We start from the raw sequence: 18,539 nt of genomic DNA on the forward strand, positions 1-18,539 counted from the left end.
CGCTGCGAAATGCCAAGGTCAAATACCGTCGACCAACAGGGATGGCTCTCGCCGCCCCTCGCAACTCAAACTTGGACAGACCCGGCAACTTGACCCAACCTCGCGGCCCGGTGCGGATGGCCCGTCAACCGGCACGATCAACATGTAGCTGTGATAGAGCGGATCCACATTGACTTCGATCATCCCCACCGCCTCAGTCACGGCAAAGCAGTCAAACTGGCGCGCATCCCGACCGGTAACCGTCACCCGCTGATGCAGAGGGCGCATGGGGCGAGACAGAGCCTGAAACAAAGGCCATTTCGGACAGGCCGCCGAAAACCTTGGCACCGGGAACCCTTCGACCGGTTTGCGCAACATCAGGGTGCCCGACCCGTCGCACATTACCAACCCGAATGGCATTGGCATCACCTCGTCCGAGACCACCGCAAGACGGCGCAACACTGCCGGCAGGCTGGCGCCAAAGCTGCGCGACAACGCCACCGGATCCAATGGTCCAGCGCCCAGCGCCGCACGCAAGGCATTGACTGGCATCACTTGTGCATCATCGCGAAACTGGCGCAACGCAGAGCTGGCCAAATCACGCGATGCATTTGACGTCAGCGCCTCTTGCGCCTCGACAAAGTCCCGTACGCCGTCATCTGACGCGGCTTCCAACGCCTCAAAACGGAACGCGTTCGCCGTGAGCATTGCTTCGACCTCTTCTTGCGGCAAGGTCAGGCTGGCACCTGCATCACCGGCCCCGTCCAGATACGCCACAAGGCGCTGTGAACTTTCGGCAAGGCGCTGGCTGTCTTCGTTGATATTGCGGTGAAACCTGTTGCGCCATTCCGGCTCAATCTCTTTGGTGTCGGCCAAAATACCCGCAGTCGAACGGATTGCCGTGACCATGGTCAGCATTTCGTGCATCGACGTAGCCAGATGCGGATCATGCGTCAAGCGATCGGTCAACGTTGCAGCGGTGTGCTCTAGACTTTGCAAACGGCGATGCTGGTCGGCAATCAATGCCGCCCAGCCGGGAAAGCGCCCGGCAAATTCGTCAATCCGGTCCAGCTCCTGCCCGCTTGCATTTGCGTCCGCCGCCGCCTCGCGCAGTGTGGCTATCAGCGCTGCCTCAGCGCCTTCCGAAAGCAGCGAGGCTTCGACATTGAGAACCTGCGCTATATCAACAAGCAACTTACCGCCGATTCTACGCCGGTTATGTTCGATCAGGTTGAGATACGAAGCGGAAATACCCACCTCGCGTGCAAGCTCGGCTTGACGCATACCGACAATCACCCGCCGTTCGCGGATTCGGCTACCTGTTAAAGTGTCGCGCGCCATGGGCAATTCTCCCCCAATTTCAAAGCCTTTCTGCACTGCGGAAAAACTTCTTTACAAATGTTGCAATTGCACTGCCAATTACTTTACAAAAAAATCGTTTCAATGAAAGCAGTTGTTGCGGGTTTTTACATAACGCCCCGATAATGGTTTTGCACAATGGTGCATTGCGTGCGGGGTAAGAGGAGACCTTTCACGCCTTTCAAAAAACGGGAGGATTACATGTCCAAAACCAATCTGACACGTCGTGGCGTGCTTAAGTCTGGCGCAGTTGCCGGTGCTGGCGTTGCACTACCAACTATCTTTACGGCGTCGTCCGCAGCGGCCTACACCAACGAGCCCACCGGTTCGAGCGTGACACTGGGCTTCAACGTACCGCAAACCGGCCCCTATGCTGACGAGGGTGCGGACGAACTGCGCGCCTATGAGCTGGCAGTTGAGCACCTGAACGGTGGCGGCGACGGCGGCATGATGAACACATTCAGCTCCAAGGCGCTCAAGGGGAACGGTATCCTTGGCAAGAAGGTTGAGTATGTCACGGGCGATACGCAGACCAAGTCTGACGCAGCGCGCGCATCTGCCAAGTCGATGATCGAAAAAGACGGCGCAGTGATGATCACTGGCGGTTCGTCTTCTGGTGTGGCCGTGGCCGTTCAGGCCCTGTGTCAGGAAGCAGGCGTGATCTTCATGGCCGGTCTGACCCACTCCAACGACACCACGGGTAAGGACAAGCGGGCCAACGGTTTCCGCCACTTCTTCAACTCGTATATGTCCGGTGCAGCCCTCGCGCCGATCCTCGCCGCAAACTATGGCACGGATCGTAAAGCTTACCACCTGACCGCAGACTATAACTGGGGTTACACCACCGAAGAAGCGGTCAAGACATCGACCGAAGCCATGGGTTGGGAAACAGTTGCCGCTGTGCGCACACCGCTGACACAGACCGACTTCTCATCCTACATCGCACCGGTTCTGCAATCGGGTGCGGACGTTCTGGTTCTGAACCACTACGGCGGTAACATGGTGAACTCGCTGACCAACGCGGTTCAGTTCGGCCTGCGTGACAAGCTGGTCAACAACAAGAACTTCGAAATCGTTGTTCCGCTCTACTCGCGCCTGATGGCACGTGGTGCTGGCGCAAACGTTAAGGGCATCTACGGTTCGACCAACTGGCACTGGTCGCTGCAGGATGAAGGCACCAAAGCCTTTGTGAAATCCTTCGGCACCAAATACGGCTTCCCGCCAAGCCAGGCGGCACACACCACTTATGTACAGGCGCTGCTTTATGCAGATGCGTGTGAGCGTGCTGGCACGTTCAACCCCTGTGGTGTTGCAGAAGCGCTCGAAGGGTTTGAGTTCGACGGCATGGGCAACGGCAAGACGCTCTATCGCGCCGAAGACCACCAGTGCTTCAAGGACGTACTTGTTGTGCGCGGGAAAGAGAACCCGACCTCCGAGTTCGACCTTCTGGAAATCGTCGAAGTCACTCCGGTTGATCAGGTCACGTATGACGCCTCCATCTTTGGCGGCGATCTGGGTACCTGTAACCCGGGCGCCTAATTTAGGCACCAAGGCCGCGCGTGCATCCCGCGCGCGGCCACGCTTTTCGGCCCGTCACTTGCGCGCATTTTGCACACGATTGCTCCCCGCACTCGGCCCGCATTCAGACAGGCGCAAACCGGCACCGATATATTCATTCCGCCACACATGCGGAGCGACCGCTGACAAACCCTACGGGTGGGAACCATGGACGCAATCATTCTCCAAATTCTGAACGGGCTCGACAAGGGCTCTGCCTATGCGCTGATTGCGCTGGGTCTTACACTCATCTTCGGCACGCTGGGTGTTGTAAACTTTGCGCACGGCGCCCTGTTTATGATCGGCGCCTTCTGCGCGGTCACGCTGAGCCGTATCATTTCCTTCAGCCACGAAGTGATCGACGAAACCCGCACCGATTTTCTCGGCAATCCGCTCAAGGTGGATGTGCCCTATATCTACGACTGGTTCGGCGAGGCAACAGGTGCCGCGATCATTGACTGGTCCGTGCCGCTGTCGATCCTGTTTGCCATACCAATCATGATCGCCGTTGGCGTCATCATGGAGCGTGGCCTGATCAAGCATTTCTACAAGCGCCCCCACGCCGACCAGATCCTCGTGACCTTTGGTCTGGCCATCGTGCTTCAGGAAATCATCAAATATTACTATGGTGCCAACCCGATCCCGACCCCCGCACCCGAAGCCTTCAAAGGCTCGTTTGATTTCGGAGCGATGATTGGCTTTGCGGAAAACACCATCATCTACCCCTACTGGCGTCTGGTCTACTTCATGTTTGCCGCGCTGATCATCGGGGCCGTGTTTGCCTTTTTGCAATTCACCACTTTTGGCATGGTTGTGCGCGCCGGAATGGCGGATCGCGAAACCGTTGGCCTGTTGGGTATCAACATCGACAAGCGGTTCACCATCATGTTCGGCATCGCCGCCGCGGTGGCGGGGCTTGCCGGGGTGATGTACGTGCCAATCAACCCGCCAAATTATCACATGGGTATGGATTTCCTCGTATTGTCCTTCGTCGTGGTGGTTGTTGGCGGCATGGGCAGCCTTCCGGGTGCGGTTCTGGCGGGCTTCCTGCTGGGCATCCTTGAGAGCTTTGCCTCTATGCGCCAGGTCATCGACCTTATTCCGGGCATCAACCAGATCATCATCTATCTGGTCGCCATTATCATTCTGCTGACACGTCCCCGTGGCCTTATGGGTCGCAAAGGCGTGATGGAGGACTAATCATGCTGGGTCTCAAGAAAAAAGACGCCACCCTCCTGCTGATCGTAATCGGGCTAACCATGTTTGCCCCGTTCATCCTGAACCCGTTCCCTGACGGATCGGCCATGGCGCAGTTTAACGCGGGCTATCCCGACCTGATGCAGCGATTTGTGATCTTTGGCATCTTTGCCATTGGCTTTAACATCCTGTTTGGTTTGACCGGCTACCTGTCATTCGGTCACGCCGCCTTCCTCGGGATTGGCTCGTACTCTGCCGTGTGGATGTTCAAACTGCTCAGCATGAACGTCATACCAGCCATCCTTTTGGCCATGGTCATGTCGGGCCTGTTCGCCCTGTTGATCGGCTTTATCTCGTTGCGCCGCTCAGGTATCTACTTCTCGATCCTGACGCTCGCCTTTGCGCAGATGATGTTTGCGCTGGCCTATTCGGTTCTGACACCGATCACAGGCGGTGAAACCGGCTTGCAACTGGCGCTCGACGATCCGCGTGTCCTCGGCGCGAGCCAGACCGCAGGCGGCAACATTCCGGTGCCCGGCCTGTTTGGGATGGAGATGCGCAACAGCTTTGATCTGGCAATCAGTTCCTGGGTGTTCACTTTCAATGTCGGCTACTACTTTTGTGCGCTGATCCTGATTGCTGCCTTTTATCTGGCGATCCGCATCTTCCGCTCGCCCTTTGGCATGATGCTGCGTGCGATCAAATCGAACCAAACCCGCCTGAACTATACGGGCCTCAATCCGCGTCCTTATACGCTTGCGGCCTTTGTAATCTCGGGCATGTATGCCGGTCTGGCCGGTGGTCTGATGGCCTCCATGGATCCACTCGCCGGCGCCGAGCGCATGTTCTGGACCGCGTCTGGTGAGGTTGTTCTGATGACCATCCTTGGCGGTGCAGGTACACTGATCGGCCCGGTCCTGGGCGCTGGTATGATCAAATACATGGAAAACATCATTTCCAAGATCAACAGCGACATCCTGCACAGCTGGTTTGCTTTCCTACCTGACGGGCTCGAGGATTTCATCGTCGCCATTGTCTATCCCTTCATCGGCAAGGGCTGGCATCTGACGCTTGGCATTATCTTCATGCTGGTTGTGATCTTCCTGCCTGGTGGCCTTGTCGAAGGGGGTCAGCGCATCGCCAAATGGCTCAAGCGCGGCAAGACCGAAGACACCAAGCCCGGCAAATCCACCGAACCCGCAGAATAAGGAGACTGAAAGATGGCAATTCTTGAAGTCAAAGACGTAGGCAAACGGTTCGGCGGCCTTCAGGCGCTCTCTGATGTGCAGCTCTCCGTCAAGGAAAACTCGGTCCACGCGATCATCGGACCCAACGGCGCGGGCAAATCCACCCTGCTCAACTGTCTGGTGGGCAAACTGATCCCCGATACCGGATCAGTGATGTTTGACGGTCAATCCGTGCTGGGGCGTTCCCCGCACGAGATCAACCAGATGGGCATTTCCCGCGTTTTCCAGACACCCGAGATATTTGGTGATCTCTCGGTGATGGAAAACATGATGATCCCGTGTTTCGCCAGACGTGACGGAGCGTTTAGAATGCACGCGATCGAAGACATGATGTCCGAAAAGGACATCGTGGAAAAAGCAGAAGCCATGCTCGAAGACATGAACATGGCCGACAAGCGCGAGATGCACGCGGCCTCGATGTCGCGCGGTGACAAGCGCCGGCTTGAGATCGGCATGTGTCTTGCGCAGGAACCACGCCTGTTGTTGCTGGACGAACCCACGGCAGGCATGGCGCGGGCCGACACCAACAACACCATCGACCTCTTGAAACAGATCAGCGACGAACGCGATATCACCATCGCGATCATTGAACACGACATGCATGTGGTGTTCAGCCTTGCCAACCGGATCACCGTTCTGGCGCAAGGCACCCCGCTGGTCGAGGACAATCCCGAAAACATCCGCGGCAACCCCAAAGTGCGCGAAGCCTATCTTGGCGAAGCTGGCTGATCAGGAGAGAAAACATGAACGTCAAACCCGACTTCTCCAAAGGCCGCAACCTGGCCGAGACCGCCCCCGCCTTCCTCTCCGTCTGGAACATGGAAAGCTATTACGGCGAAAGCTACATCGTGCAGAACATCTCGTTCAATGTACACGAAGGCGAAATCCTCGCGCTTTTGGGCCGTAACGGGGCGGGCAAAACCTCGACCCTGCGCTCGATCGCCCGCATGGACAGCCCGCAGGTCACACACGGTGAGATTTGGCTGGATCACCAGCCGCTGCACAAAATGAAAAGCTACGAGGCCGCTGCTGTTGGCATCGGGCTTGTCCCCGAAGATCGCAGCATCATCCCCGGCCTGACCGTGGAAGAGAACCTGCAACTGGCCCAGATCGCCCCACCCATCGGTTGGTCACTGGATCGGCTTTACGATTTGTTCCCCCGTCTAGGCGAGCGGCGCAAGCAAGAGGGGGTGACCCTTTCCGGGGGTGAACAGCAAATGCTGGCCATCGCCCGCGCGCTGGCCCGCGACCTCAAGGTGCTGTTGCTGGACGAACCTTACGAGGGCCTTGCCCCAGTGATCGTGGACGAGATCGAAAAGACCCTGCGCATCATCAAGGAACAGGGCATCACCACGGTGATCGTCGAACAAAACGCCGTTCGCGCGCTAGAATTGGCGGACCGTTCGGTCATTCTTGATACCGGCGGGATCGTCTTTGACGGATCAGCCGAAGAGGTTCTGGCCAACGAAGAACTGCGCGCCGAATATCTGGCGATCTGATATTGGCGCGACCGGCCCGTCCGCCCATCAAAAAACCTAAGGTGACGCTGTTAGCGTCACCTGTATTGACACTGCGCCGCAGCCCCCTACCCTCGCCAACAATTCAATACACCGAGGTGATCCATGTCCGACAAAACCTATCCACCGTCTGCTGAACTTGCCGCATCAGCGCATATCAACTCAGACACATATGACACGATGTATGCCGCCTCAATCTCTGATCCAGAAGCGTTCTGGGGCGAGCACGGGAAACGCATCGACTGGATCAAACCCTATACCAAGGTCAAGAACACGTCGTTTGCCCCCGGCAATGTCGACATCAAATGGTTCGAAGACGGCACCCTGAATGTCAGCGCCAATTGTATCGACCGCCATCTCGAAACGCGCGGCAACCAGACAGCAATCATCTTTGAACCCGATGATCCCAAAGAACAGGCGCAGAGCATTTCTTATGCCGACCTGCATCGCCGCGTCTGTCGCATGGCCAACATCCTCGAAGAGCTGGGCGTGCGCAAAGGTGACCGGGTCATCATCTATATGCCGATGATTCCAGAGGCGGCCTATGCCATGCTGGCCTGTGCCCGTATTGGTGCGATCCACTCAATTGTCTTCGCTGGCTTCTCGTCCGATGCGCTTGGTGCCCGTGTAAACGGATGTGACGCCAAGGTGGTCATCACCGCCGACACCGCACCGCGTGGTGGCCGCAAGACGGCGCTGAAATCCAATGTCGACGCCGCGCTGTTGCACTGTAAGGACACAGTGAAATGCCTTGTCGTGAAACGGACCGGCGATCAGACCACTTGGATTGACGGGCGCGATTTCGATTATAATGAAATGGCGTTCGAGGCGTCTGATTACTGCAAACCCGCAGAAATGAACGCCGAAGACCCGCTCTTTATCCTCTATACGTCCGGTTCCACCGGCCAACCCAAGGGCGTCGTGCACACCACCGGTGGATACCTGGTGCAGGCCGCGATGAGCCATCAATATACGTTCGACTATCAAGAGGGTGACATCTATTGGTGCACCGCCGATGTCGGCTGGGTTACTGGACACAGCTATATCGTCTACGGCCCTCTGGCCAATGGCGCGACCACGCTGATGTTCGAAGGTGTGCCAACTTATCCGGACGCCTCGCGTTTCTGGCAGGTCTGCGAAAAGCACAAGGTAAACCAATTCTACACAGCACCCACGGCGCTGCGCGCGCTCATGGGGCAAGGCAATGAGTTCGTCGAACGTTGTGATCTGTCCTCGCTGCGCATCCTTGGCACAGTGGGCGAGCCCATCAACCCCGAGGCGTGGAACTGGTACAACGACGTTGTGGGCGGCGGGCGATGCCCGATTGTCGACACGTGGTGGCAGACCGAAACTGGCGCCCACATGATGACCCCCCTGCCCGGCGCTCACGCAACCAAACCCGGCGCGGCGATGAAGCCTTTCTTTGGGGTGCACCCCGTGGTGCTCGACCCGCAATCGGGCGAGATCATCGAATGTAATGATGTCGAAGGTGTGCTCTGCATGGCCGACAGCTGGCCCAGCCAGATGCGCACCGTCTGGGGCGATCATGAGCGGTTCGAAAAGACCTATTTTTCGGATTACAAAGGCTACTACTTTGCCGGTGACGGCTGCCGCCGCGATGCAGACGGCGATTACTGGATCACTGGCCGCGTCGACGACGTGATCAACGTCTCCGGCCACCGCATGGGCACTGCCGAAGTAGAGTCTGCTCTTGTTGCACACGCTTCTGTGGCTGAGGCCGCTGTGGTCGGCTACCCGCACGACATCAAAGGCCAAGGCATCTATTGCTATGTCACTCTCATGAACGGCGTGGAACCCACGGACGAGCTGCGCAAGGAACTGCGCACATGGGTGCGCACCGAAATCGGCCCGATCGCATCGCCCGACCTGATCCAATGGGCCCCCGGTCTGCCAAAGACCCGGTCAGGCAAGATCATGCGCCGTATCCTGCGTAAGATTGCCGAGAACGATTATGGCGCATTGGGCGATACGTCCACGCTTGCGGAACCTGCGGTGGTCGATGACCTCATCGAAAACCGCATGAACAAGGCCTAAAACTCGCTCGCAACAGAGCCAGACAGCGTGTCATAACCAAAAGGTCGGGGGAGCCCGGCCTTTTTTGTTCGATTGGTAAAATTGCGCTTGCTATAGCCAAAAACGCGATTCAAAGTGATCCAACATCAACCATAAGTTTAGCGTTTGTCATCGCGTTATTGGAGTTCTAGCGTTACCCAATGGATCAGGATCGTCCCTTTCTCGGCATCACCCTAATGCTTTGCTTCTGCATCATCGCCCCCATGGGGGATGCAGTGGCAAAAATTCTTTCCAACGCTGTACCAATTGGCATGACATTATTCGTACGGTTTTCCGTACAGGCGCTGGTTTTGATCCCGATTATTGCCTTCACCGGGCGTAATTGGCGCATGACCCCGCCGATTCTTACCCTTGTGGCGTTACGCACCGTGCTGCACATCATCGGTATTGGGGCGATGTTTCTGGCTCTGCGCTATCTGCCGCTTGCGGATGCGGTGGCTATTGCCTTTGTCATGCCGTTCCTGATGCTGCTGCTTGGTAAATACGTTCTGGGAGAAGAGGTCGGCATGCGCCGCTTTCTCGCTTGTATCGTTGGCTTCATTGGCACGCTGATGGTGATCCAGCCTAGCTTTGCAGAGGTCGGCCCCCCCGCTCTCTTGCCGTTGGTGGTGGCGGTTGTGTTTGCACTGTTCATGCTCGTGACCCGACAAATCGCCAAACAGACCGACCCAATCGCGCTTCAGGCCGTCAGTGGCGTTATGGCCTCAGTCGTGATTCTTCCGACGCTGGCGCTTGGCGCCGTGTTCGACCTGCCCGAAATGCAGCTGGTTGTCCCAGAGGCCAAATATGCTTGGCTTTTGTTGGTTATCGGGCTGATGGGCACTGTCGCGCATCTGATGATGACATGGTCGCTGCGTTACGCGCCCTCGGCCACGCTGGCCCCCATGCAGTATCTTGAAATTCCAATTGCCACCTTGATTGGCTGGGTTATCTTTTCCGATTTGCCTAACGGATTGGCAGCCATTGGTATTGGCGTCACGATTGCAGCTGGCCTCTATATCGTGCTCAGAGAGCGGGCCATGAGCCGGATGGCGCCGCAAGTGCCGTAACCACAATTGCAAAGCATTCGCGTGGCAGGATGACCAGCATCTTGGGCGCGGTCACGCTTAACATGACCGCCCCTGTCGCCTCGTTTGACGTGCCAATGCGACCGTCAGGTGTAAAGGTCAGGCCAGCAATCGGCCAGCGCAGGCCGTCCGAAACCCCCTCGACCAATCCCATCGGAAACAGCGACACGCGCGTTCCCGCAACAAGCGGCAGCTCAAGTGAGGGCGGGGCCAGAAAGGCGATATCGCTATCGCTCAGCAGGACACAGCGCCGCTCAGGGTACCGCACCAGCGCATTGTAGCAGGCCAATTGATGGTCCATCCTTGCACCGGTAAAACCAACCCCAAGAATTAACGGGGCCGTCAGAACCCTTAGCGCTTTTTCAAAATCTGTGCTGTCCTGCTCGGCCACGTGATGCAAATGCGTCGGCGGAATATCGAGCGTTTCCCCCTCAAGAATCGAATCCAGATCCCCGATAACCAGCTCGGGCATGATCCCCGCCGCCCGGCAATGACGCGCACCGCCGTCCGCCGCAAACACCCTTGGCGCCATGTCAAGACACTGTTTGATATCAATTTCTGCACATTCCCCGGCACCAACCAGGGTTATTGGTTCCAAGCTGCGAACAATCTGCTCCATTTCAGTGTATTTACCCCCCAGCAGATCAACACGCCACAAATTGGCCTCAAAATGATACGCTACCTTTCACAGAATCGGTCACGTTTCGACGCTCCTGTCGTGGTAAACAGAATGTCGAGCAGTGCAAAGGACCCGACTTCAATGGTTACGAATAACAAAGTTCTTACGGTTTCATACGGGACGTTCTCCTGTACCCTTGAAGGGTTTGAGGAGTCATTCGACACAATGAAAGCTATCGCGGAGTATTTTCGCGATCTGGCAGCGGATGACCGCTATTTCGGAGCTGAACCCCCAACACCTGATGCTGAGATGCTCGCTCGTATCGCCGAACGCGAAATCGAACGCCGCGTTCAAGCCCGTGTGGATCACGGCGCAATTGTGCTCAGTGCTGGCGCACCTGCACCCGCCGCTGAGCCCGCCCCCGTCGAACAGCCCGCTCAAGCTGCTCCGGTAGAGGATGCTGAACCGGTTGCAGTCGTCGAAGCTGAAAACGTACAAGAAGAAATCGCTGCTCCCGCTGCTGAAATCGACACCGCTGCTCTGAACGTGGTCGAACCCGCATTGGAAGAGTACGCCCCGGAAATCGAGCTGGAAGAGACATCCGAGGAATCTGTTGAAGAAACTGTGGAAGCCATCGAGGACGTATCAGAGTTTGACGATGCCGATAACACGATAAACGAGGTTGTAGACACAGTTCTGGATGACGCCCCCGCAATGGGCGAAGCAGATCAAGCCGAGGAAGCGGTTGCCGAAGAGGCCCTCGACGAAGCGGAAGAAACTGCTGAAACGGTTAAAGAACTCGTAGAAGATGTCATCGAGAAAGAGGCCCCCGCCCAACAGGTGCTAGACGCCGAATTGATTGAAGATGTGATCATCGAAGCCGATGAAGACGTTCAGTCCATGTTGGAAGAAGAGACCGAGATTGCCGAGGCCAAAGACAGCTTCTTTGACGACATCTACGAAGACATCGACTCGGATGCTGACTTGGCTGAGTGGGAAGACGAAGACGACGCAATCGACCCCGAATACGAGGAAAACTCGATCGCGGCCAAGCTCGAACGCATCCGTGCGGTTGTCTCGCGTGTTGAAACCGATCCCGAGGATGATTTTTCTGAAGACGAGCACGCCGAGGCGATGGACAAAACAGCCTCGCCGCTCAACGAAACCGTTGAGCGTATCGAAGCCGCCCTTCAGGCCGATACCAAGCAAGACGAAGCTCCCGAAGCTCGGGACACCGATGAGCCGGATACCAGCCTGGTCGATGACAAAAAGGGCGCAGCGCCACAAGTTGCCGACATGTCTCAGCCGCTGCGCGCTCGTGTTGTGCGGATGAAAAAGGCCGACTTTGAACAGGCGGTTGCCTCTGGCCTTTTGGAAGCAGAAGAAGACACCGACAACGAAGACGACGCACTCGAAGCGGCGCGCGGATCAAGCCTGACCGCTCAGGACGAGGCCGAATTGCTGGCCGAGCTGGCCGAGGTTGAGGCCGAGCTCAACCGCTCGGATGCCGCAGACATGCAAGCCGTGTCGGAAGCAGACATTTTTGAAGAGCCTGAGACCGACGCGCCTGAAAATCTCTTTGAAGAGGACGCGCCAACCGAGGTTGCTGAAACAACCGAAGAAACGCCAGAGGAAGAACCAGCCGTCAAGGCGCCGAACACCGAGCAGGATGATGCGGCGTTCCTTTTGACCGACGCGGTCAGCACCCCCGCCCGAGAGCCGGCGGCTCTGGACAAAACAGATGACCTGTCGCGCCTGATGGCCAAAGCGCAGAGCGAAATGGACGAGCCCGAAGGCAACCGCCGTCGCCGCGCTATCGCCCATCTACGCGCCGCTGTCAAAGCAACCAAGGCCGAGCAGGCCTCTGGCAAGACCAGCGGCAAACGCGACGCGACCGAAGCCTATCGCGATGATCTGGCGAGTGTTGTTCGCGCGGTTCCGGGTGGCGACACACCAGAGCCGGCCAAAAATGCGCGCCCAAAGCCCGCGCCGCTCAAGCTTGTGGCTGAGCAACGTATTGATGCTACTGAGCAAGAATCCAATGCCCCTGCCCCGCAGGAAGCCACGAAAGACACGCCGCGCGTTCCTGTTCGCCCGCGCCGCGTGTCTGCCGACCGGAAGGACCGCGAGGAAATCGCGCGTGCTGCTGCCCCGGTCGGCAACCCGTCTGCCATCATGGGTGGTTTCCATGACTACGCCCACAGTGTTGGTGCAACCCGTCTACCCGAAGTTCTCGAAGCGGCGGCGGCGTATCTGACCTTTGTCGAAGGTCATGACCGTTTCTCGCGCCCGATGTTAATGCGCATGGCACGCGACGCCAATGAAGAAGAGTTTTCTCGCGAAATTGGCCTGCGCAGCTTTGGGCAACTCCTGCGCGAGCAGAAAATCGAAAAGATCGCTGGTGGGCGCTTTACCGCATCCCCAAACATCAACTTCAAGCCAGACGACCGCGCAGCGGGCTAAGATCTGCAAATTCGCGGTGGTTCGGCCAACCGCATCTGTGCCAAATATTCAAAAGCTCCCGACACGTCCGTCGGGGGCTTTTTGCTTTCCGACAGATTACCAACGGGTCGTGGACCAACTGACGACAAGCCCCACCCTCTTGTTCTCATTCCGCGCCTGATGCACAGTTGCATTTGCGAATTGATTGCTTCGTCCTCGCAAAAGTCGTTCGCAATGAGTTATCCGCCGTGCGATGAATTGAGGGGGATGTTTTTGCATCCGATGCCAGATGAACCAAACCGCTGAAACTCCAGTCACCTCAGGCGAGTGCCATGCACGAAGTTAACAAAATTGATGCAGAGGATATCGCGGCGGCCCTGAAAGCCGGGTTTTCAGATTTTCTGGCCCGCCCGGTCATGAGTGGCTTTTTTGGCCTGTTTTACGCCATCTTCGGCCTCTTGTTTGTCTGGAGCTTGGTCTGGCTTGGCAAGATCTGGATGATCATCCCTGCCATTGTCGGCTTTCCCCTGGTCGCGCCCTTCGCCGCTGCGGGGCTTTATGAAATGTCGCGTCGATTGCAAAAGGGCGAGGCGTTCAGCTGGTCAGACATTCTCACAGTCATGGCCGATCAACGCAAACGAGAAATGGGCTGGATGGCCTTTGTCACGCTGTTCGTATTCTGGGTATGGATGTACCAAGTGCGCCTTTGGCTGGCGATTATCCTGCAAGATGTTCCGTTCTCGGGTTTTGACGGGTTCCTGAGCATCGTCTTTTCCACACCGGAGGGGTGGACCTTTTTGGCGGTCGGGACAGTGGCCGGTGCAATTCTGTCGGCGGTCCTGTTCTCCTTGACGGTGGTTGCCATGCCGATGTTGCTCGATCGAGAGACCAATTTCGTGTCCGCAATGCTCACTTCCATTGCCGTCGTGCGCGAAAGCCCCGTGGTCATGCTCGGCTGGGCGGCCATCATTTCGGTCACCATGATACTCTCAATGGTCCCGGCGTTCATCGGACTGGTCTTTGCCCTGCCAATTCTTGGTCACACCACGTGGCATCTGTATCAAAGGGCTGTGCCGGTATCAGAGAAATAGTCACAACGTCAGTGACCTCAGCTCGAAGGAAAGGAAATGTCAAATGACACTCTTGGTTCGAGGGGGCTGTAAATGCGGTCTGGTGAGATACAAAGGCGAAAAAATCGACGCTCCGATGTTTCGATGTCACTGCCGAGACTGCCAGCAGCTTACCGGAACTGGACATTCCGAGATGGTGCCGCTTGACTTGAATAGCTTTGTTATCGGAGATAACTGCTCTGAATACGAGATGGTTGGTGGATCTGGCCAGCCCACTTATAGTGGTTTTTGCCCAAATTGTGGATCACCCCTAACGCGCCGAAGCGCGCGCATGAGCGACCGAATTTACGTTCACGCGGCTTCTATGGACCATCCAGAGACCTACCTCCCAGCCAAATCGATTTATGTTGACGCTGCTCAGCCGTGGGACAGGTCCGTGATTGACCAAAGCGCGGTCCACCCTGCCTGAATGCAGACCTATTGGCACTGCCTGACATTCACAAAGCCCATTGCAAACTGTGAATCGGTGATCCCCGGTCGTGGCAAGGCTTACTGATCGTTCGGGTCCGCGTCGGGATCGGCCTGACCGATCCCTTTGAACACGGATTTAAACGGGATGATCCAGATGATGCCCAGACCAACATAAACCCCCAGCTCCACCAGTATCGAGGGGCGCTCGAACAGGGCCACGATATTGATCGCAACAATCACATAGAGCGGCAGGCCGATCAGCAGGATCAGCAACGAAAGCCGTTTGCGTGTCTTATAGCTCAGAGCCATCGTTGCCTCTCTTCCTGCGGTTTCCGAATAGAATACGGGATCAATCGGCAAACGGATCGGTTACAAGGATTGTGTCTTCCCGCTCGGGCGAGGTGGACAGCAAGGCCACCGGGCACTCAATCAGCTCTTCGACCCTGCGCACATACTTGATCGCATTGGCAGGCAATTCCGCCCAGCTGCGCGCGCCTTCGGTCGAATCTGACCAGCCGGGGTGCTCTTCATAGATGGGCTTGCACCGCGCCTGTTGATCAGCGGCAGTCGGCAGGTAATCCAACCGCTCTCCGTCCAACTCATAGGCGACACAGATTTTCAGCGTCTCAAACCCATCCAGAACGTCGAGCTTGGTCAGACAGATGCCCTTAATGCCAGACGTGGCACAGGTTTGGCGCACCAAAGCCGCGTCAAACCAACCGCAACGGCGCTGACGCCCTGTGGTGGTGCCAAACTCGTGCCCGCGCGTACCCAGACGCGCGCCATCTTCGTCCGGCGTGCCGTCGTCTTGCAATAGCTCGGTCGGGAACGGCCCCTCGCCCACACGGGTGGTATAAGCTTTGACAATGCCCAGCACATAATCGATCGAACCCGGCCCGATACCAACTCCAGTCGCGGCCTGACCTGCGATTACGTTGGATGATGTCACATAAGGGTATGTGCCAAAATCAATATCCAACAGTGCTCCTTGCGCCCCTTCGAACAGGATGCGTTTACCGGCTTTGCGCTTTTCATTCAGAACTTTCCAAACTGGCGCGGCATAGGGCAGGATTTTGACGGCAATCTCTTTGAGTTTCTCGATCAACGCGTCGCGATCCACAGGCTCGATACCCAATCCACGGCGCAACGGGTCGTGGTGCTGCAAGGCGCGATCAACGCGTGCAATCAACGTCGCCTCGTCAGCGAGGTCCGCGACACGCACCGCGCGCCGCCCGACTTTATCCTCATATGCCGGGCCAATGCCGCGACCAGTGGTGCCGATCTTGGTGCCTTTACTGGCCGCTTCTTCGCGGGCGCGGTCAAGTTCGCCATGAATCGGCAGAATCAGTGGCGTGTTTTCGGCGATCATCAATGTCTCGGGCGAGATTTCGACACCCTGGGCGCGCACGGTCTCGATCTCGTTCAACAGGTGCCACGGGTCCAGCACAACGCCATTGCCAATAACCGACAGCTTACCGCCACGCACAACGCCGCTGGGCAGCGCGTGAAGCTTGTAAACCTTGCCGTCGATGACCAACGTGTGGCCTGCATTATGACCGCCCTGAAAGCGCGCGATCACGTCGGCGCGTTCGCTCAGCCAGTCCACGATCTTGCCTTTGCCTTCATCGCCCCACTGGGCGCCTACGACGACGACGTTTGCCATGAGAGTTCCTTTTCATGCGGTCAAACCCGCGCCCTTTTAGCCATGTTGTGTGCAACACGAAACCGCAAATTCGCCGCAGCACTGGACAGAGGGCGCGTTTTTTCGCAATACCTATAAAAAAAGACCGTAAAAGGGATCGCTGATGGGGCTGTTGCTGCGTTGGATCTTTGCCTTCTTGTTGCTGGCACTGACATTCAACCCGACCGAGTGGAACTATGTCCGCTGGAGCATGGACAATTATATCGAGGAGATGCCCCTGACTGTACTGTTGGGGCTGCTCTTGGCGATTGGGTATATTATCTATCTGCGCGCCACGATCCGCTCGATTGGCGGGTTTGGCATGTTCCTTGTGCTGTCGGTGGTCGCGGCATTGGTTTGGGTTTTGTATGATTGGGGATTGCTGCGGCTGGATAACCAGGATCTGAACACGTGGATTGGTATTCTTGCCCTGTCTATTGTGTTGGGCATTGGTTTGGGCTGGTCGATTGTAAGGCGCCTGTTGTCCGGACAATATGATATGGATGACGTGGACAACTGAAATTTGGTGCCTTTGACCTAATTCCAGTGAGGGGGCCAGCCCCCTCTTTTGCCCGTTGGGCAAAATTCACCCCCGAAGTATTTCTGGCAAGATGAAGATCAAGTGCATTTGGGTCAGGCGTCTTGAACAAGCGTGACCGGGGCACCGTGGGCAGTGCTGAGAAAGGCGCGCTCCCATGCGGCGCGGGTGGTTTCGACGGCCTGTGCATCGGCCAGCCCCTGCCCGTCCAGCAATGTTTCAAGGGTTTCCAGCCATGCGATGAAATAATCGTCACCGCCATTGAGCTCGCGTGTCAACCCATGGCGTTTGAGGGTCGCGCCAAAGGCTTTGGCCCAGTCCGGCCAAGCAAAATGCCCCGTCTCGTTCAGATGTACCGTCAGCGCAAAGACCTGCGCGTGCCATGGTGCCTCAAAAGCCGGTTCATCAGGCGCGGTCATGCGGGTTCCAGATAGCTTTGCCACAGGTCGAGAATGACCTCATCTGTTGCGGATCCTTCGTCGCCCCAAAGGTCACATGCAGAAAATGACACCGCATAAAGCGGCTCAGGCGCTTCGCCTTGCCCATGGGCATTGGTATCGGGCAGGACAAACGCTCCGTGGCGCAGGACAACCTCACCTACGGCCCCCGCGGCATAAGATGGCAGGCGTGTATGCCCGCCTGGAACAGTTGCATTGTGCGCACGCTTACGGGTGCGAACCCTATCCCCGATCGCAAAATCAGGAGGAGTTGCAAGCCGGTCATAAGCGCTGCCCGAGGCCAATACACCCGCCACAACTTCGGCGCGCAATGCGCGATCCACAAGATCAGATGGCGCTTGTCCGCGCGCATGTCCGTTTTGCAGCTCATCCAGCGTGATCATGTCACGTTCGACCAGAAGATTGGCCAGTGCTGCCATCCATTTTTCGTAATATGTGAACCGGCTGTAATCCTTGGGCGGCAGCGTTTCGCGTGCATGGCGCGACGTATCTATGTTCCATTGGCCCAACGCGCCCGCCGCCAGCGTCAATGCCAACGCGCGCGCGTGCCAGTCCTCGGCATAGATTGCGCCATCTTCGGGATTTACAGGGCCATCTCCGTAGCGACCACCCATATCGTGCACACGGCTCATGGGGTTGGCACCATGGCCAGACCGGTGCCAATCATCGAATCCCGTGTGACAAGTTCGGCCAGCGCGTCTTGGCCCCACCCATCAGTGCCCTCCGGGCGCTGGGGCACCACCAGATAGCGCATTTCTGCCGTAGAATCCCAGACGCGAACTTTTTTGCCTTTGGGAATGTCTACACCGAATTCAGCCAGCACCGCGCGAGGTTCTCGTACTATCCGCGCGCGGTAGGCATCGGACTTGTACCACCCCGGCGGAATCCCCAACAGCGGCCATGGATAACAGCTGCATAAGGTGCACACGACCACGTTATGAACCGCGTCCGTGTTTTCGACAAACACCATGTGCTCGCCTTGCCGGCCATAAAGATCCAGTTCCCTGAGCATAGGCATCGGATCAGACAACATCGCGTCACGGAAAGCCGGATCATGCCACATCCGGGCCACTACGCCCGCGCCATTCTTGGGTCCAATGCGATTCTGGTAGGTGTCGATGATTTCGTCCAGCGTGGCCGGATCTACCAAACCCTTTTCAGTCAGAATGGTTTCCAGCGCCTTGACCCGCAAAGCAGGGTCAGGTGGCAAAAGGGAGTGCGGGTGATCGTGATCATGTGGCAT

The 18,539-nt window shown here is 57.1% G+C and carries 18 protein-coding genes; 11 read left to right on the forward strand and 7 right to left on the reverse strand.

Annotation, left to right across the window (positions count from 1 at the left end; translation table 11 throughout):
• Nucleotides 1-18: 18 nt before the first annotated feature.
• Nucleotides 19-1,320, reverse strand: a complete 1,302-nt coding sequence (locus tag CLV88_RS00815; protein ID WP_106606470.1) for a helix-turn-helix domain-containing protein — start codon at nucleotides 1,318-1,320, stop codon at nucleotides 19-21.
• 219 nt (nucleotides 1,321-1,539) lie between these two features.
• Here CLV88_RS00815 and CLV88_RS00820 point away from each other — a divergent pair, with 219 nt between their 5' ends.
• From CLV88_RS00820 to CLV88_RS00850, 7 genes are all read left to right on the forward strand, one after another.
• The gene (locus tag CLV88_RS00820; RefSeq protein WP_106606471.1) at nucleotides 1,540-2,877 is read left to right on the forward strand and encodes a substrate-binding protein; all 1,338 of its coding nucleotides are present in this window, start codon (nucleotides 1,540-1,542) and stop codon (nucleotides 2,875-2,877) included.
• Between the two features lie 186 nt (nucleotides 2,878-3,063).
• Nucleotides 3,064-4,095, forward strand: a complete 1,032-nt coding sequence (locus tag CLV88_RS00825; RefSeq protein WP_106606472.1) for a branched-chain amino acid ABC transporter permease — start codon at nucleotides 3,064-3,066, stop codon at nucleotides 4,093-4,095.
• Nucleotides 4,096-4,097: 2 nt separating this feature from the next.
• Entirely contained in the window at nucleotides 4,098-5,300 is a 1,203-nt protein-coding gene (locus CLV88_RS00830; RefSeq protein ID WP_106606473.1) for a branched-chain amino acid ABC transporter permease, read from the forward strand.
• A 12-nt stretch (nucleotides 5,301-5,312) separates the two neighbouring features.
• A complete protein-coding gene (locus tag CLV88_RS00835; protein WP_106606474.1) occupies nucleotides 5,313-6,068 on the forward strand; it encodes an ABC transporter ATP-binding protein in 756 nt (251 codons plus the stop codon).
• A gap of 14 nt (nucleotides 6,069-6,082) precedes the next feature.
• Nucleotides 6,083-6,838, forward strand: a complete 756-nt coding sequence (locus tag CLV88_RS00840) for an ABC transporter ATP-binding protein (protein ID WP_106606475.1) — start codon at nucleotides 6,083-6,085, stop codon at nucleotides 6,836-6,838.
• A gap of 123 nt (nucleotides 6,839-6,961) precedes the next feature.
• The gene (gene acs, locus CLV88_RS00845) at nucleotides 6,962-8,911 is read left to right on the forward strand and encodes an acetate--CoA ligase (RefSeq protein WP_106606476.1); all 1,950 of its coding nucleotides are present in this window, start codon (nucleotides 6,962-6,964) and stop codon (nucleotides 8,909-8,911) included.
• A gap of 179 nt (nucleotides 8,912-9,090) precedes the next feature.
• Nucleotides 9,091-9,999: a DMT family transporter gene (locus CLV88_RS00850; protein ID WP_106606477.1), complete on the forward strand. Its 909-nt coding sequence runs from the start codon at nucleotides 9,091-9,093 to the stop codon at nucleotides 9,997-9,999.
• Here the strand turns inward: CLV88_RS00850 and CLV88_RS00855 are convergent.
• A complete protein-coding gene (locus CLV88_RS00855) occupies nucleotides 9,956-10,615 on the reverse strand; it encodes a thiamine diphosphokinase (protein ID WP_243403529.1) in 660 nt (219 codons plus the stop codon). The genes CLV88_RS00850 and CLV88_RS00855 overlap by 44 nt on opposite strands.
• Before the next feature lie 162 nt (nucleotides 10,616-10,777).
• Between CLV88_RS00855 and CLV88_RS00860 the strand changes: the two genes are divergently transcribed.
• The 3 genes from CLV88_RS00860 (at nucleotide 10,778) to CLV88_RS23715 (ending at nucleotide 14,617) form a co-directional block, all read left to right on the forward strand.
• Nucleotides 10,778-13,099 (forward strand): hypothetical protein, encoded by a 2,322-nt coding sequence (locus tag CLV88_RS00860; protein ID WP_423827719.1) that lies wholly within the window; start codon nucleotides 10,778-10,780, stop codon nucleotides 13,097-13,099.
• Between the two features lie 311 nt (nucleotides 13,100-13,410).
• A complete protein-coding gene (locus tag CLV88_RS00870) occupies nucleotides 13,411-14,169 on the forward strand; it encodes a DUF2189 domain-containing protein (protein ID WP_106606479.1) in 759 nt (252 codons plus the stop codon).
• Nucleotides 14,170-14,212: 43 nt separating this feature from the next.
• Nucleotides 14,213-14,617 (forward strand): GFA family protein, encoded by a 405-nt coding sequence (locus CLV88_RS23715; protein ID WP_106606480.1) that lies wholly within the window; start codon nucleotides 14,213-14,215, stop codon nucleotides 14,615-14,617.
• A gap of 80 nt (nucleotides 14,618-14,697) precedes the next feature.
• On the opposite strand, the gene CLV88_RS00880 is transcribed toward CLV88_RS23715, so the two are convergent.
• On the reverse strand, nucleotides 14,698-14,928 hold the full coding sequence (locus CLV88_RS00880; RefSeq protein ID WP_106606481.1) for a DUF2842 domain-containing protein: 231 nt from the start codon (nucleotides 14,926-14,928) through the stop codon (nucleotides 14,698-14,700).
• 40 nt (nucleotides 14,929-14,968) lie between these two features.
• Nucleotides 14,969-16,282, reverse strand: a complete 1,314-nt coding sequence (locus CLV88_RS00885; RefSeq protein ID WP_106606482.1) for an adenylosuccinate synthase — start codon at nucleotides 16,280-16,282, stop codon at nucleotides 14,969-14,971.
• Between the two features lie 142 nt (nucleotides 16,283-16,424).
• Between CLV88_RS00885 and CLV88_RS00890 the strand changes: the two genes are divergently transcribed.
• Nucleotides 16,425-16,820 carry a DUF6524 family protein gene (locus CLV88_RS00890; protein ID WP_106606483.1) on the forward strand — a complete coding sequence of 132 codons (396 nt, stop codon included), beginning with the start codon at nucleotides 16,425-16,427 and terminating at the stop codon, nucleotides 16,818-16,820.
• Nucleotides 16,821-16,933: 113 nt separating this feature from the next.
• Here CLV88_RS00890 and CLV88_RS00895 read toward each other — a convergent pair whose 3' ends face one another.
• The 3 genes from CLV88_RS00895 to nthA are packed head-to-tail and all read right to left on the reverse strand — an operon-like array spanning nucleotide 16,934 to nucleotide 18,539.
• Nucleotides 16,934-17,257, reverse strand: coding sequence for a nitrile hydratase accessory protein (locus CLV88_RS00895; RefSeq protein WP_106606484.1), 324 nt, complete (start codon nucleotides 17,255-17,257; stop codon nucleotides 16,934-16,936).
• Nucleotides 17,254-17,928 (reverse strand): nitrile hydratase subunit beta, encoded by a 675-nt coding sequence (nthB, locus tag CLV88_RS00900; protein ID WP_106606485.1) that lies wholly within the window; start codon nucleotides 17,926-17,928, stop codon nucleotides 17,254-17,256. The genes CLV88_RS00895 and nthB overlap by 4 nt, the downstream gene beginning before the upstream one ends.
• Complete coding sequence (gene nthA / locus CLV88_RS00905; protein WP_106606486.1) at nucleotides 17,925-18,539, reverse strand: nitrile hydratase subunit alpha; 615 nt, start codon at nucleotides 18,537-18,539, stop codon at nucleotides 17,925-17,927. The genes nthB and nthA overlap by 4 nt, the downstream gene beginning before the upstream one ends.

It is taken from the genome of Shimia abyssi, from assembly GCF_003014475.1.
GTDB lineage: Bacteria > Pseudomonadota > Alphaproteobacteria > Rhodobacterales > Rhodobacteraceae > Shimia > Shimia abyssi.

Excerpts from the sequence above, each read along its gene's own strand:
- CLV88_RS00870 (WP_106606479.1), top strand. The coding sequence starts at position 13,411 with ATGCACGAAGTTAACAAAATTGATGCAGAGGATATCGCGGCGGCCCTG.
- CLV88_RS00840 (WP_106606475.1), top strand. The coding sequence starts at position 6,083 with ATGAACGTCAAACCCGACTTCTCCAAAGGCCGCAACCTGGCCGAGACC.
- CLV88_RS00860 (WP_423827719.1), top strand. The coding sequence starts at position 10,778 with ATGGTTACGAATAACAAAGTTCTTACGGTTTCATACGGGACGTTCTCC.
- CLV88_RS00820 (WP_106606471.1), top strand. The coding sequence starts at position 1,540 with ATGTCCAAAACCAATCTGACACGTCGTGGCGTGCTTAAGTCTGGCGCA.
- CLV88_RS00830 (WP_106606473.1), top strand. The coding sequence starts at position 4,098 with ATGCTGGGTCTCAAGAAAAAAGACGCCACCCTCCTGCTGATCGTAATC.
- acs (WP_106606476.1), top strand. The coding sequence starts at position 6,962 with ATGTCCGACAAAACCTATCCACCGTCTGCTGAACTTGCCGCATCAGCG.
- CLV88_RS00885 (WP_106606482.1), bottom strand. The coding sequence starts at position 16,282 with ATGGCAAACGTCGTCGTCGTAGGCGCCCAGTGGGGCGATGAAGGCAAA.
- CLV88_RS00895 (WP_106606484.1), bottom strand. The coding sequence starts at position 17,257 with ATGACCGCGCCTGATGAACCGGCTTTTGAGGCACCATGGCACGCGCAG.
- CLV88_RS00890 (WP_106606483.1), top strand. The coding sequence starts at position 16,425 with ATGGGGCTGTTGCTGCGTTGGATCTTTGCCTTCTTGTTGCTGGCACTG.
- CLV88_RS23715 (WP_106606480.1), top strand. The coding sequence starts at position 14,213 with ATGACACTCTTGGTTCGAGGGGGCTGTAAATGCGGTCTGGTGAGATAC.
- CLV88_RS00850 (WP_106606477.1), top strand. The coding sequence starts at position 9,091 with ATGGATCAGGATCGTCCCTTTCTCGGCATCACCCTAATGCTTTGCTTC.
- CLV88_RS00835 (WP_106606474.1), top strand. The coding sequence starts at position 5,313 with ATGGCAATTCTTGAAGTCAAAGACGTAGGCAAACGGTTCGGCGGCCTT.
- nthA (WP_106606486.1), bottom strand. The coding sequence starts at position 18,539 with ATGCCACATGATCACGATCACCCGCACTCCCTTTTGCCACCTGACCCT.
- nthB (WP_106606485.1), bottom strand. The coding sequence starts at position 17,928 with ATGAGCCGTGTGCACGATATGGGTGGTCGCTACGGAGATGGCCCTGTA.
- CLV88_RS00825 (WP_106606472.1), top strand. The coding sequence starts at position 3,064 with ATGGACGCAATCATTCTCCAAATTCTGAACGGGCTCGACAAGGGCTCT.
- CLV88_RS00815 (WP_106606470.1), bottom strand. The coding sequence starts at position 1,320 with ATGGCGCGCGACACTTTAACAGGTAGCCGAATCCGCGAACGGCGGGTG.
- CLV88_RS00880 (WP_106606481.1), bottom strand. The coding sequence starts at position 14,928 with ATGGCTCTGAGCTATAAGACACGCAAACGGCTTTCGTTGCTGATCCTG.